This is a genomic window from Veillonella parvula, from assembly GCF_032575955.1.
Classification (GTDB): Bacteria; Bacillota; Negativicutes; order Veillonellales; family Veillonellaceae; genus Veillonella; species Veillonella parvula_J.
The window spans coordinates 369,805-381,746 of the sequence record NZ_JAWFXN010000001.1 but is presented as its reverse complement, the minus strand read 5'-3'; the positions used below and the strand labels follow the sequence as shown (position 1 = coordinate 381,746).

Below are 11,942 nucleotides of genomic sequence, written 5' to 3'. Positions count from 1 at the left end.
AATTAGCGATTATAATACTGCTAAAATATCGCGTTCGCTAATAATCAAATGAGTAGCACCATCAATTTCTAATTCGCTACCAGCATATTTTGCGAACATAACAGTGTCGCCAACTTTAACTTCTGGAGCTACACGTTGACCATTGTCATATACTTTACCAGCACCTACAGCTACAACTACACCTTCTTGAGGTTTTTCTTTTGCTGTATCAGGAAGGAAGATACCACTTTTAGTTTTTTCTTCTTTTGCTTCTAGACGGATAAGAACGCGGTCAGCTAATGGTTTTAACATATAATGTCACTCCTTTTTACTAGTTAATCTCCATAATTTATTAGCACTCTAACTCATCGAGTGCTAATTACAAGTATTATTATAACCGAAGTTAAAATAATTGCAAGTACTAATTTTGATTTTTTGACTTTTTAGATATTATTTGACTTATTAGACTGTTTAATAATGAGATTACATGTTTCTATAATAGATATTTGTTTATTCATACTTAAGGTGCGAATGCGATTATACGCTTCCGCTTCAGATATAGAATATAGTTCCATTAATATACCAGTTCCCTTTTGAATGATTTTACGATCTTCTAATGACTGTTCTAGCTCAGCCATCTTTTCGCGCAACTGAGCATCACTTTTATAGCGACCTAAAGCCATCTCTAAGGAAGGAACTAACTGTTCCTCCCGTACTGGTTTAATTAAATAGCCATATACACCAGAATCTCGAGCCTTATCGATTAAATCTTGCTGGCTATAACTTGTTAATAATACTACAGGTGCTTCATGGTGAAAGCCAATTTGACGTGCCGCCTCAATACCATCTAATTCTGGCATTTTAACATCCATCAATATAATATCTGGCTTATGTTTTTTACAAAGTTCTAAAGCTTCAACACCATTTGTACCTTCTGCAACGACTTCATGACCACAAGACTCAATAATATCTCGTAAATCCATACGTATTAGAGATTCATCATCCACGATTAAAACGCGCATTTATGCCTCCTTCTTCATATGTATCGTCACCAATACACCTGTACCAGTATTTTCTATGGATAAACTACCTTTCAACTCGTGGGCCACTAAATTATTAATAATAGTTAGACCTAAACGTTTATTAGATGTGAAAGAAAAATTGCTAGGCAATCCTTTACCATTATCCCAAAAGATTAGTTCGATACTCCCGTTTATATCCGTTACAGTCAAATGAATTTGACCATTTCTACCGTCTAACCCATGTTCTAAGCTATTCGTAATCAATTCATTAATAATAAGAGATACATAACTTGCCATATGAGAAGAAATTAGCATATCTTCGCCACTGTAAGTAAAAGTAACCTCTTGGTCTTGTCGCACCATACTCATACGCAACAATCGACATAATTCATCGTAGATCGATCGTATACCAATATAATCCTCATCGTAATGGGAGACTATATCGTGAACTAGAGCCATACTCTCGATGCGATTAATCCCCTCTTGGAGTGCTTGTTTTACCTCTGGCAAGCTAGAGCGTCTCGCCTCCATGCGCAATAAACCTGCTACTGTTTGTAAGTTATTTTTTACACGGTGATGAACCTCTTTGATAATGGAATTTTTAACTAATAATTCTTGTTGCTGTTTACTTTCACGAGTACAATCATGAAGAACTAAAAAGCACCTCGTTTCATTGCGCCCCATAGCAATAGGAATCATATGCTGACGAATTACCATATCTTGATAGATTTCTTCATTTGTAAGTATATTTCTATCTGATAATACCTGCTGTATAGCGGACATCTTTAAGGTACTGCTAAAAATTGATGAACCAACCAAGCGACGGTCAAAGCCTAATACATCTACTAACTTCATAGCTGCATCGTTAGCATACAGTATTTTATAAGTGTCGTCGAAAATAATTAAACCATCAAAATAGGACATGGGTTCGTAAGACAATATTTGTTCATCAGTAGCTGTCAGCATAAGACGTTGCATCGTATCAGACAAAACGTATTCTTGCTCATATTGTTCTGCCTTAATAGATGGTGATAATGTAAAAGATATGCCCCCAATAATACGACCTCCGTTGTCTACGATAGGAAAGACATGTTGACGCTGCTTATCATCTAACCCGATAAGTGGCTGACCATCTTTCATCATAGTATGCCACGTATGACTGCCTTTTAATTGACGTGTAGTAATCCCTTGATCACTGCGTTCTATGCATAGCATATCTACACATTGTTGTGATCTTTCACCTTGTCCTGTCTCTAGTAGGGGTGTAAAAATCTGTATCCTTTGACGAGTTAAAGACTCGCCAAAGGATATGAGTTTACTAATATGCTCAAGTAATGAGGTTTGTAATGGTCCTAATGGTGTTCTATTTAAAATATCTTGACCAATATCCACGATTAATCCTCTTTCCAAGATACGTATCCAATTTCAACACTAGGCTTTGCATTCAATGTTAAATCGCCAAATTTACCGGCCTGCGCCATATAATAAGCTCGACATCCAATCATGGCCGCATTGTCAGTAGACAAAATTTTATGTGGTTTGTAATAAGTAAAACCTTCTTCTACACACATAGCTTCTAAAGCCTTTTGTAATCCTTTATTGGCTGATACACCACCAGCAATAGTAATACGACTTTCACCTAAAGTATGTGCGGCATCTTTCGTCTTTTCTACTAATACATCAACGATGGCCTTCTGGAATGATGCGGCCACATCAGATTGATTGATAGGTTCATTCTTTTGTTGCTTACTATTTAAATAGTTTAAAACGGCAGACTTTAAACCACTAAAGCTAAATTCAAAATTACCTGGTTCACTTAAAGCCTTTGGAAATTCAATAGCCTCTGGATTCCCTTCAGCGGCAAGGGCATCGATATGAGGGCCCCCTGGATAAGGGAATCCCATGACCCGTGCAATCTTATCAAAAGCCTCTCCAGCTGCGTCGTCACGTGTCTGTCCAAGAACATCAAATTCTTCATATCCTTTTACATGTACTAACATGGTATGACCACCAGATACAACGAGACTTAAAAACGGAGGCTCTAGTTCTGGATTAGCTAAAAAGTTAGCAAAAATATGACCTTCCATATGGTGCACTGGCACCAAGGGTATCCCTGTAGCAAAAGATAGTCCCTTTGCTGCAGCAACACCAACTAATAAAGCCCCTACAAGACCTGGCCCATACGTAACACCAATATGATTGATATCTTGTAGAGTCACATTCGCATCACGTAATGCTTGGTCTATAACGGGTATAACTTGTTCTATATGATGACGTGATGCAATTTCAGGTACAACGCCACCAAATTTTCTATGTATTGGTACTTGACTTGAAATAACATTAGACAAAACGGTGCGCCCGTCCTTAAGGACAGAAGCAGAGGTTTCATCACAGCTACTTTCCAAGGCTAATGTGTATATACTCATTCTATTTCCTCTGAAACAAGAGACATAATATAAGCATCTTCCGTAGGCTCTGAATAATAATCTTTACGAATTCCTTTTACAGAAAATCCTAAATTTCTATACATAGCCAATGCTGCTAAATTAGATATGCGCACCTCTAAGAAAATTTCTTTCATACCTCTCATAAGACATTCATCTATTAATTGCTTGGTAAGTTTTGATCCATATCCCTTACCTCGTGCGGAAGGAATAATAGCGATATTCGTGATTTGACCTTCATCGGATACAAGCCAAGCACCTGCATATCCAACAATTTTGTTCTCCTCACAAATTACCATATATAATTTATTTGATGCCCCTTCTAACTCAACGAGAACAGATTCTAAACTCCAAGGAACAGAAAAAGACTGTTGTTCAATAGCATAGATAGCTTGAGCATCATCTATTGTAGCCAAACGAATCTCCATTATTCGACTCCCCCTGCCTCAGTTACTATAACTGCAGGATTTTGGTTCAACATTTCAGGATTATCCTTATGGCGTTCTTCCCATAACACTTCTGCTTCTGACCGTCGAATATAATAAGGAACCATATCCATAGGGTCAGAACTTTCTTCAGAGACTACCAATCTACGGCCAGCCAGTAATAGAGAACTAGCTTTTGGAATACGTTGCGATATATCTAAAATCGTTAAATTTGTATCACTTTCATCTAGTAGCTTCTCTATTCGCTTAACGCCATCCCCAAGGAATACAACATGCTCTTCAGATGCTCGGAGTCGATCTAATAAATCACTAGCAGCAATGACAAAAGGTTCCTCTTTGCAGACTAGTTCATTACCATCATATTTGTAGATACCTGCATAGACATGTTTCTTCTGAGCATCAATAACGGTACAAATCGTGCGGTCTGTATAAACTACATTACGAGCTAAACTATCCATGGTCATTACGCCATATAAAGGAATTTGTAAGGCATAAGCCATAGCTTTTGCTGTCCCCATACCAATCCGTAACCCTGTAAAAGAACCAGGTCCAATGCTGACCATAATACCTTTTAATTCACTTTTTTTAACTTGAGAGGCTCGTAATAACATATCAATATGAGGTACCAACTGCTCAGAATGAGTCAATCCAGATTGAATGGTCAATTCCCCAATTAGGCAACTTTCATCCATTAAAGCCACACTCGACACGAGTGAGCTCGTCTCAATTCCCAACCACATATGGGCCTCCTATTTCTACTAAATCATCCGCTGTAAGGTAATCACTAGCTAATGTAATGGAACGGCTTGTATCGTCAATGCGCGTTAAATAAATCCATAGTGTTTCATCAGGCAATTCATGAGGGAATTTATCAGCCCATTCTACAATGGATACGCAATCTTCTGTATATTCATAAAAGCCAATATTTTCCAGTTCACTAATATCTTCCAAGCGATATACGTCAAAATGATATAAATGAGTTCGATTCACATCATAGGTATTCATGATGGCAAAGGTAGGACTTGTAATTTCTTCAATAACCCCAAAGCCCTTTGCAATACCTTGCGACAAATGTGTTTTCCCTGTCCCCAAGTCACCAACTAGTGCTATACAAAGAGGATCTCCATTCTGTTTAACCCATGCACCTAATAGTTGGCCAAATTGTTGTGTATCTTCTACTGTATGAGTCTCTAATTGGACCTGAACCTTATCCTTCATGAAAATGATTATATCCTTTCGCTTCTATGGCCTTAATCGTTTTATCAGGTGTTACCATTTGAACCCGAGGAGGGCCAGATAAAACTTCTCCAATCAACGTAATGCCTGCTAGCTTTTCCAATTCCGAAAGTAGTGATTTTGGCGCTGTAAAGACTAATTGAAAGTCTTCACCACCATACAAAGCATAATCTACTGGATTAGTTTGTAAATGCTTAGCTAATGCGTAAGTCTCCTCATGGAGAGGAATTGCTTGTTCTTCGATTACAATGGATACATTACTAGCTACAGCAATTTCATTCAATTCACTTCCTAGTCCATCGCTAATATCATTCATACTATGGATACCAAGTCGTCGCAATTTTTGCCCCAATTCAATCTGTGGTTCGGGACGTTGATGCCCCACTTTGGTCATATCATAGCCTACTAAATTATATGATAATGCTCCTAAGCCTGTAGCTGCATAACCTACATAGTTTGTAACACCTACAACATCTCCTACTTTCGCACCACTTCGCATAACCGCAGTGCCTTTAGGAACCTCTCCGATAATTGTTACAGTCCAAACCATGGGGCCTTCTGTACGTACCGTATCTCCACCCAATATATTGAGTTGATATCTCATACATTGATCTTTAATTCCCCTATAAATTTCATCAAGAATGATTGTATCAACATGGTCTGGTGCGGCTACAGATAATACAATTTGTCTAGGTATACCACCCATAGCCGCAACATCACTTAAATTAGCCGTCATAAGGCGATACCCTACATCATAGGGCATCATATAGTGAAAGCTAAAATGAACACCTTCCACCATTGTGTCAGTGCTTATCAATTGCTCTGTATTTTGATCTGCTTTATAAATAGCACAATCATCACCAATACCGTACACTACAGTATTAGGATTATAAATCGTGTTATCTTGAATTTGACGAATGAAATTAAATTCCCCTACATCTTTTAATTGCATCTGATCACCTAATTTCCGATTATTACTTATTGTATTGTAACATATATAAAAGACAACAAAAATAGCAGATAGTTGATATATCAACTATCTGCTATAAATGTCCTTAAAAGAATTATTTTTTAATTAGATTCGTCATTCTCTTAACAGGTTCTTTAGTATCAAAGGAACCTACAGTTGGCACCTTTTTACCATTATTGACGAATAGAACACCATTAATATTATCAAAGGATGTCAATGTATTTACAATGGCAGCCATTTGTAACTTAACAGTTAAGTCTCCGCCATTACCCTTTACGAATGCATCATTTACTTCAACAGAAGCAATACCATCTTTTACAGTAACAGATGTAATTTCAATATCCTTAGAGAAGACTGGATATTTTTGTGCTCTATCAGCATTTAACATTGCTAAAAGGGCTGCTTTAGGCGTAACTTTATTCGCCTCTATCTCAACGGTAGTTTGTTTTACCCCAGAACCATCCTCTGTAGGAACAAAGAAGGCCATCTTAACCTTTTCTTGAGATACTTTACTTGTTTCTGCATCCTTATTGACTTTCGTCTCTTGCGTAGGTTCACTTTTACCTGTTGTAGGAGCTTGTTCATGTGTACAACCCACTACAAATGCCAGCATACCTACACAGAGAATCGATAGAACTTGTTTACGTAATTTCATCGATTAACCTCCAAAGTAATTAGCAATACCATTTGCAATGCGGTTAGCAAAGTCTTCTTGAGTTTGAGGAGATTGTAGCACACGTTCCTCATTAGGGTTAGAGATAAAACCAAGCTCTACAAGAATTGCAGGCATATTAGAATGTCTCAACACGTATAAGTTACCCTCTTGAATGCCACGATCACCATTGAAACCAGGTGTGTTAGCAATTTGAGATTGTACCTTTTGTGCTAATCGAGCATCGTTACCAGTTTTGCTATAGTAATATGTTGCAATACCACCAACGCTAGGATTATTAAATGCGTTGATATGAACGCTCACAAGAACATCAGAATTACTACGGTTAGCCACGTTAACACGAGCCCCCAATTCATCAACACCACTTGCATTAGGACCATATACATCTACATCGGTAGTACGAGTCAAAAGTACTTTAGCACCACGATTTTCTAAAGATTTTTTCAAATACATGGAAATTGGTAGTGTAATGTTTTTCTCTTGTACACCGTGAGGTCCAATAGCACCAGAATCACTACCACCATGTCCTGGGTCAATAGTAATTGTTTTGCCAGATAAACCGCCACTAGTAGAGTATTTACCAGATCCTGTAGGTACATTTTTTGCTGGATGTGCAGATTGAGATGGCTTTTTACCATAGTAAGCAGGCTTAGCTGCAACACCTTTTTTCTGAACATCAACAACGATACGATACGGTTTCTTATTAACCGTATCTTTTTTCAAGGAAAAAACCTTTACATCACTAGTATCAATAGATGAAGGTGTCTTGATTGTTACTTTAACGTCTCTGCCATCTTGTGAAAGTTTAGCAGAGCTAGCAATAGCTGAGTCCATAGAAATGTTCTCTTTAGCCGTCTTTAGCTTTGTATTCTTTAAAGTAACAGTCGTAGTTTTCCCATCTTTGCTAATTGATGCAGATGCCTTTATAGGTGCCGATAAGTCCATAACAATACGAACATACGGTACAGGTGCATCTGTTCTAGTCACCCATCGAGCATCTTCCAAATTAGCTGCCTTTGCTTGAGTCAATAATAAAGGTATCGCCATCAAGACTGCAAGGCACATTAAAAATAGTTTACGCAATACATTCACTCCAATCTAACTGACATACATAGTGTCCAAACCATAGAGATGAGTCGATGATATTTTTATCTATCAAAATCTCATCGTTCCAATCTATCCATAAACTAATGTTAGATTATAAATAGATTATTTCATACAAACATGAAGATTAGTATGCCGATTACACATATTACTATATAAAGACCTTATTCAGAATACACAAAAAACAGTTTCATAAAATTATTTTTTGTATAAGCAATCAAAACTAACGTTCAGTTGTAATTTGCCATTCATTCCCATCCGTACTAATATGAATACGTCCCATCGTATCTGTACGGTAAATAGCAATATTATTTTCCTGCAAGCGACGTAATGTCACATCGTGAGGATGACCATACTTATTATACATGCCATTTGAAATTAATGCACTTTCAGGCTTAATAGATTTCAAAAAATCTTCAGAGCTACTTGTACGAGAACCGTGATGACCTACCTTAAGAATACGAGAAAACAATCTAGAATTCTGCTCTTTTATAAGTTTTTTCTCTTCTTGTAATTCAGCATCACCCGTAAAGAGCATAGAAAATTTACCGAAGATTAATTTACCTACAATAGAATTATTATTAAGATCTGTCTCTCCTTTTTTATCAGTCAAAGGTTCAACCCAAGGAGCATATACTATGAATACAGCACCATGCCCAAAATCAACTACATCTCCACTTCTCAAAGTAGTTCGTTGAATTTTATTTTTCTCAATCCATTTTTCATAGGTTTTGTACATATTATTATCAACAGCAATACCATCATCATATACATGTTCAATAGGCATAGCCTTTGCAATAGCATAAAAACCACCCATATGATCAGCATGAGGATGTGTGATAATAATATTTTTTAGCTTTGTTACACCCATAGTTTTAAGTTGAGCTACAATATTTTCACGATGTTCTATGTCACCAGTATCGATCATGCTATACTCATCGCCTACCTTAAGTAATATAGCATCCCCCTGACCAATATCTAGCATATATACATCTAGCTTACCTTCAGGGGTAGTCGTTTTAGTATCGATTGAGTAAGTCCCATTAGCGTTAGTAGTTACTTGATTTGCTGCGTTTGCTACATCATTATTTGTGCATCCTGCAATGGCGAAGATAGGAATACATAATACCAACAAGAAAGCTATAAAGCGTTGTATTCTATTTGTCATTCATAATCTCCCAACAATTCACTAATAACACAACCTAAAGAAGTACTGACATCACTCGGAGTATAACCCCAACTCTTTGTTTCATTCAGAATATCTGCACTACGACTATGTACATATACACCGAGAACAGCACTATCTTGTAGTGAATAACCCTGACTTATAAAACCAGCAATTACACCAGTCAGCACATCTCCCATACCGCCAGTACCCATGCCCGCATTACCGATAGTATTTACATACACTGTTCCATCAGGTAATGCCACAATTGAAGGAATTCCTTTTAGTACAAGAATAACTTGATGAGCCTTAGCAAATTCTCTAGCCAACGTAATATAATGGCGCTCAATCCATTTAATAGGTAAATCAATAAGTCTACTAAATTCACCTAAGTGAGGTGTCATAACACAATAAGGTAGATCTTGTTTCACCGCGTATATAGACTCAATCTCACCATCGCGCAAGGCATCTTTATCAACAGCACCTACATGGCCCAATGCATAAAGAGCATCTGCATCAAGAACCAATGGACCTTCGTAGCTATCTAAAATAGAATCTACAAAATTAGGAATATCACTAGTGCGTCCTAGGCCTGGTCCCATAGCAACCACTTGGCGACAATCAAAAAGTTCTTTACTATTCTCTGTAGAAGTAACCATCACCTCAGGTATGACACGGCTTTGTACAACCTGCTTGATTATTTGGGGCACAGCTAATGTTACCTTACCAGCGCCACTATGAACTGCCGCTTCAGCAGACAAAATAGGGGCTCCTATCATATCATTTGAACCACCAATAATTAAAGTATTTCCATTGACGCCTTTATGCGCTATTGGGATACGATAGTTGATAATTTTTTCTGCTAAATCAGAATCAATGGTTAAAGTTCTAACATGTTCACCCAGTACCTGTTGCCAAGGAGCCCCCAATGGAGCAACCACTGAGGTTCCTCCTATAGCCTTTCCGGGATATAATAACAAACCTTGTTTGATTGCCCCAAAAGTAACAGTATAATCATAGGTCAGTGTGCCTTCTGCTACTTGACCAGTAGTAGCATCCAAACCTGCAGGTACATCAATAGCCCACAAATCAAAATTATACTGACTACGCATAGTATCAATATCGTTCAATATATCGATGGTCACCGCTCTTAACTTTCCAGTTAAGCCTGTTCCCATGATGCCTTCCACAGCGATGGCTACGTTGGACCAATCATTGAATTCATCATATCTATCGATGATACAGCCCATAGCTTTGCAGCGCTCAATTTGCACTGCAAAAAGATCACTACACTTGTTTATATCTCCTACTAGTACAATTTGTGCTGGTACGCCTTGCTCCATTAAATGGCGAGCCGCTACAAGGCCATCTGCCCCATTATTACCCGTGCCACATATGAATAAAACAAAACTATTTATGGAACGGCCATTATTCAGGGAAAATAAATCGTACTCTCCCCATAAGGCATCTACGATACCACGTCCAGCATTTTCCATGAGGATTTCTAAAGAGATTCCTAATTGCTTAGGAACCTCTCGATCTATAAATCGAGCATCTTCTGTAGTTAAAATATTCATCTTATGCTCCTTCAAGTATAACTGTACTCATTGCATAATCCTTGCAATGACTAATCGATACATGAATATCAGTATAACCTGATGTTTCGTAAATATCTTTGAAAGTATCTTGTAAACGAATTAAGGGTGCGCCCCATTCATCATGATAAATCTCTATATCTTGCCATGATCCATGCCTCATCCCTGTGCCTAAAGCTTTAATAAAAGCCTCTTTTGCAGCATATATACCTGCAAAGGATTCGTAGCATCCTTTATTCCGACTTTTACAATATTCAATCTCATGAATCGTATAAACGCGCGCTTTAAATGAACTTGATTTCTCTATAGCTTGACGTATACGGTCAATCTCTATAATATCATTCCCTAATTTCATAATAGCTCCTAAAATACCCTAATACTATTATTATACACTCATAAAGGGGATTAAAACATAGGTAATATCTAGACATTTACCGAAAATGGTAGGCTAGACAAACTATAAATTTCAACTTTACCTTTGCGATTGACCGCCATATACATTTGACCATTTCTACAATCCATGTCTTCTACTTCCATTCCAGAAGCATAAGGGCTAATATTTTTAACAGCCCCCTCTTCATCGACGTATACAAAGGTTGTCAACGTTGTAAATAAAGTATTTCCATTAGTTGCGTAAGCACCGTTATTATTTAAGTTTGTATGATTAGCATCAATTTTATAAGAACGAATACGATTAAAATTGGAGTCGTAATAATTAATTGTCCGTTCAGAGTTTGTTAAAGGCACAATTGATACATATTCATTTCGTACTTTATCATATGCAAGATTAAAAACTTTCTCTTTTAGTTTAATCGGTGCTTCAACAATCATGCTATCCGCTTCAATAGGAGTAAGGTTATATCCGTCTACAACAGCATTTGTTGTATAGTAACGATTATTGACAGAATTATAAGTTAAGGTATTCATATGACCTAATAAACTTTTATAACTATACTCATATTTTGCAACAACAGTAAAAGTTTTTGGATTAATTTCATAAATAATTTGCTTCGTATTATCTGAATTAATACAAGCTAAAGCAAAAACGTCTTTTTTGGAATTATAACAAAATCCTTGGCACTGATTTACAGATCCATCTAATGGTATTTCTGCCAAGCGAGATAATGGCAATGGCATCTGTACAGCGCTAACCTGTTGAGTAAGTTTAGGAATATCGAAGATATTTGTAATATAATCAATTACACCTTGATCCATACTGTCACCTCATGAAATTAATAATGTATATTATAGTATATAAATTCATAAATATAAAAATAGGCGGTAAGACAAAAGTCTTACCGCCTAATG

At 37.1% G+C, this 11,942-nt stretch carries 14 protein-coding genes; all 14 read right to left on the bottom strand.

Annotation, left to right across the window (positions count from 1 at the left end; translation table 11 throughout):
• Positions 1-9: 9 nt before the first annotated feature.
• The gene (groES, locus tag E7L28_RS01785) at positions 10-291 is read right to left on the bottom strand and encodes a co-chaperone GroES (RefSeq protein WP_004696047.1); all 282 of its coding nucleotides are present in this window, start codon (positions 289-291) and stop codon (positions 10-12) included.
• Between the two features lie 131 nt (positions 292-422).
• Positions 423-1,001: an ANTAR domain-containing response regulator gene (locus tag E7L28_RS01780; protein WP_012864453.1), complete on the bottom strand. Its 579-nt coding sequence runs from the start codon at positions 999-1,001 to the stop codon at positions 423-425.
• Positions 1,002-2,393 carry a sensor histidine kinase gene (locus E7L28_RS01775; RefSeq protein WP_315306959.1) on the bottom strand — a complete coding sequence of 464 codons (1,392 nt, stop codon included), beginning with the start codon at positions 2,391-2,393 and terminating at the stop codon, positions 1,002-1,004.
• Positions 2,394-2,395: 2 nt separating this feature from the next.
• Positions 2,396-3,427 (bottom strand): tRNA (adenosine(37)-N6)-threonylcarbamoyltransferase complex transferase subunit TsaD, encoded by a 1,032-nt coding sequence (tsaD, locus tag E7L28_RS01770; protein ID WP_012864455.1) that lies wholly within the window; start codon positions 3,425-3,427, stop codon positions 2,396-2,398.
• Positions 3,424-3,873, bottom strand: a complete 450-nt coding sequence (rimI, locus tag E7L28_RS01765; RefSeq protein ID WP_316691740.1) for a ribosomal protein S18-alanine N-acetyltransferase — start codon at positions 3,871-3,873, stop codon at positions 3,424-3,426. Before rimI ends, tsaD begins: the two co-directional genes overlap by 4 nt.
• Complete coding sequence (tsaB, locus tag E7L28_RS01760) at positions 3,873-4,631, bottom strand: tRNA (adenosine(37)-N6)-threonylcarbamoyltransferase complex dimerization subunit type 1 TsaB (protein WP_316691741.1); 759 nt, start codon at positions 4,629-4,631, stop codon at positions 3,873-3,875. The genes rimI and tsaB overlap by 1 nt, the downstream gene beginning before the upstream one ends.
• The gene (tsaE, locus tag E7L28_RS01755) at positions 4,615-5,109 is read right to left on the bottom strand and encodes a tRNA (adenosine(37)-N6)-threonylcarbamoyltransferase complex ATPase subunit type 1 TsaE (RefSeq protein ID WP_316691742.1); all 495 of its coding nucleotides are present in this window, start codon (positions 5,107-5,109) and stop codon (positions 4,615-4,617) included. The genes tsaB and tsaE overlap by 17 nt, the downstream gene beginning before the upstream one ends.
• On the bottom strand, positions 5,099-6,079 hold the full coding sequence (gene thiL / locus E7L28_RS01750) for a thiamine-phosphate kinase (protein ID WP_315306962.1): 981 nt from the start codon (positions 6,077-6,079) through the stop codon (positions 5,099-5,101). Before thiL ends, tsaE begins: the two co-directional genes overlap by 11 nt.
• Positions 6,080-6,191: 112 nt before the next feature.
• Entirely contained in the window at positions 6,192-6,752 is a 561-nt protein-coding gene (locus tag E7L28_RS01745; protein ID WP_004696063.1) for a GerMN domain-containing protein, read from the bottom strand.
• 3 nt (positions 6,753-6,755) lie between these two features.
• Positions 6,756-7,853, bottom strand: coding sequence for an N-acetylmuramoyl-L-alanine amidase family protein (locus E7L28_RS01740; RefSeq protein WP_316691743.1), 1,098 nt, complete (start codon positions 7,851-7,853; stop codon positions 6,756-6,758).
• Between the two features lie 244 nt (positions 7,854-8,097).
• A complete protein-coding gene (locus E7L28_RS01735) occupies positions 8,098-9,042 on the bottom strand; it encodes a ComEC/Rec2 family competence protein (protein ID WP_118091285.1) in 945 nt (314 codons plus the stop codon).
• Complete coding sequence (locus tag E7L28_RS01730; protein WP_316691745.1) at positions 9,039-10,616, bottom strand: NAD(P)H-hydrate dehydratase; 1,578 nt, start codon at positions 10,614-10,616, stop codon at positions 9,039-9,041. Before E7L28_RS01730 ends, E7L28_RS01735 begins: the two co-directional genes overlap by 4 nt.
• Position 10,617: 1 nt before the next feature.
• Positions 10,618-10,989 carry a holo-ACP synthase gene (acpS, locus tag E7L28_RS01725; protein ID WP_004696069.1) on the bottom strand — a complete coding sequence of 124 codons (372 nt, stop codon included), beginning with the start codon at positions 10,987-10,989 and terminating at the stop codon, positions 10,618-10,620.
• Positions 10,990-11,057: 68 nt separating this feature from the next.
• Complete coding sequence (locus E7L28_RS01720) at positions 11,058-11,849, bottom strand: hypothetical protein (protein ID WP_316691746.1); 792 nt, start codon at positions 11,847-11,849, stop codon at positions 11,058-11,060.
• Positions 11,850-11,942 lie beyond the last annotated feature (93 nt).

Coding starts and splice junctions, on each gene's coding strand:
- groES (WP_004696047.1), bottom strand. CDS start 291: ATGTTAAAACCATTAGCTGACCGCGTTCTTATCCGTCTAGAAGCAAAA.
- E7L28_RS01780 (WP_012864453.1), bottom strand. CDS start 1,001: ATGCGCGTTTTAATCGTGGATGATGAATCTCTAATACGTATGGATTTA.
- tsaD (WP_012864455.1), bottom strand. CDS start 3,427: ATGAGTATATACACATTAGCCTTGGAAAGTAGCTGTGATGAAACCTCT.
- rimI (WP_316691740.1), bottom strand. CDS start 3,873: ATGGAGATTCGTTTGGCTACAATAGATGATGCTCAAGCTATCTATGCT.
- tsaB (WP_316691741.1), bottom strand. CDS start 4,631: ATGTGGTTGGGAATTGAGACGAGCTCACTCGTGTCGAGTGTGGCTTTA.
- tsaE (WP_316691742.1), bottom strand. CDS start 5,109: ATGAAGGATAAGGTTCAGGTCCAATTAGAGACTCATACAGTAGAAGAT.
- thiL (WP_315306962.1), bottom strand. CDS start 6,079: ATGCAATTAAAAGATGTAGGGGAATTTAATTTCATTCGTCAAATTCAA.
- E7L28_RS01745 (WP_004696063.1), bottom strand. CDS start 6,752: ATGAAATTACGTAAACAAGTTCTATCGATTCTCTGTGTAGGTATGCTG.
- E7L28_RS01735 (WP_118091285.1), bottom strand. CDS start 9,042: ATGACAAATAGAATACAACGCTTTATAGCTTTCTTGTTGGTATTATGT.
- E7L28_RS01730 (WP_316691745.1), bottom strand. CDS start 10,616: ATGAATATTTTAACTACAGAAGATGCTCGATTTATAGATCGAGAGGTT.
- acpS (WP_004696069.1), bottom strand. CDS start 10,989: ATGAAATTAGGGAATGATATTATAGAGATTGACCGTATACGTCAAGCT.
- E7L28_RS01720 (WP_316691746.1), bottom strand. CDS start 11,849: ATGGATCAAGGTGTAATTGATTATATTACAAATATCTTCGATATTCCT.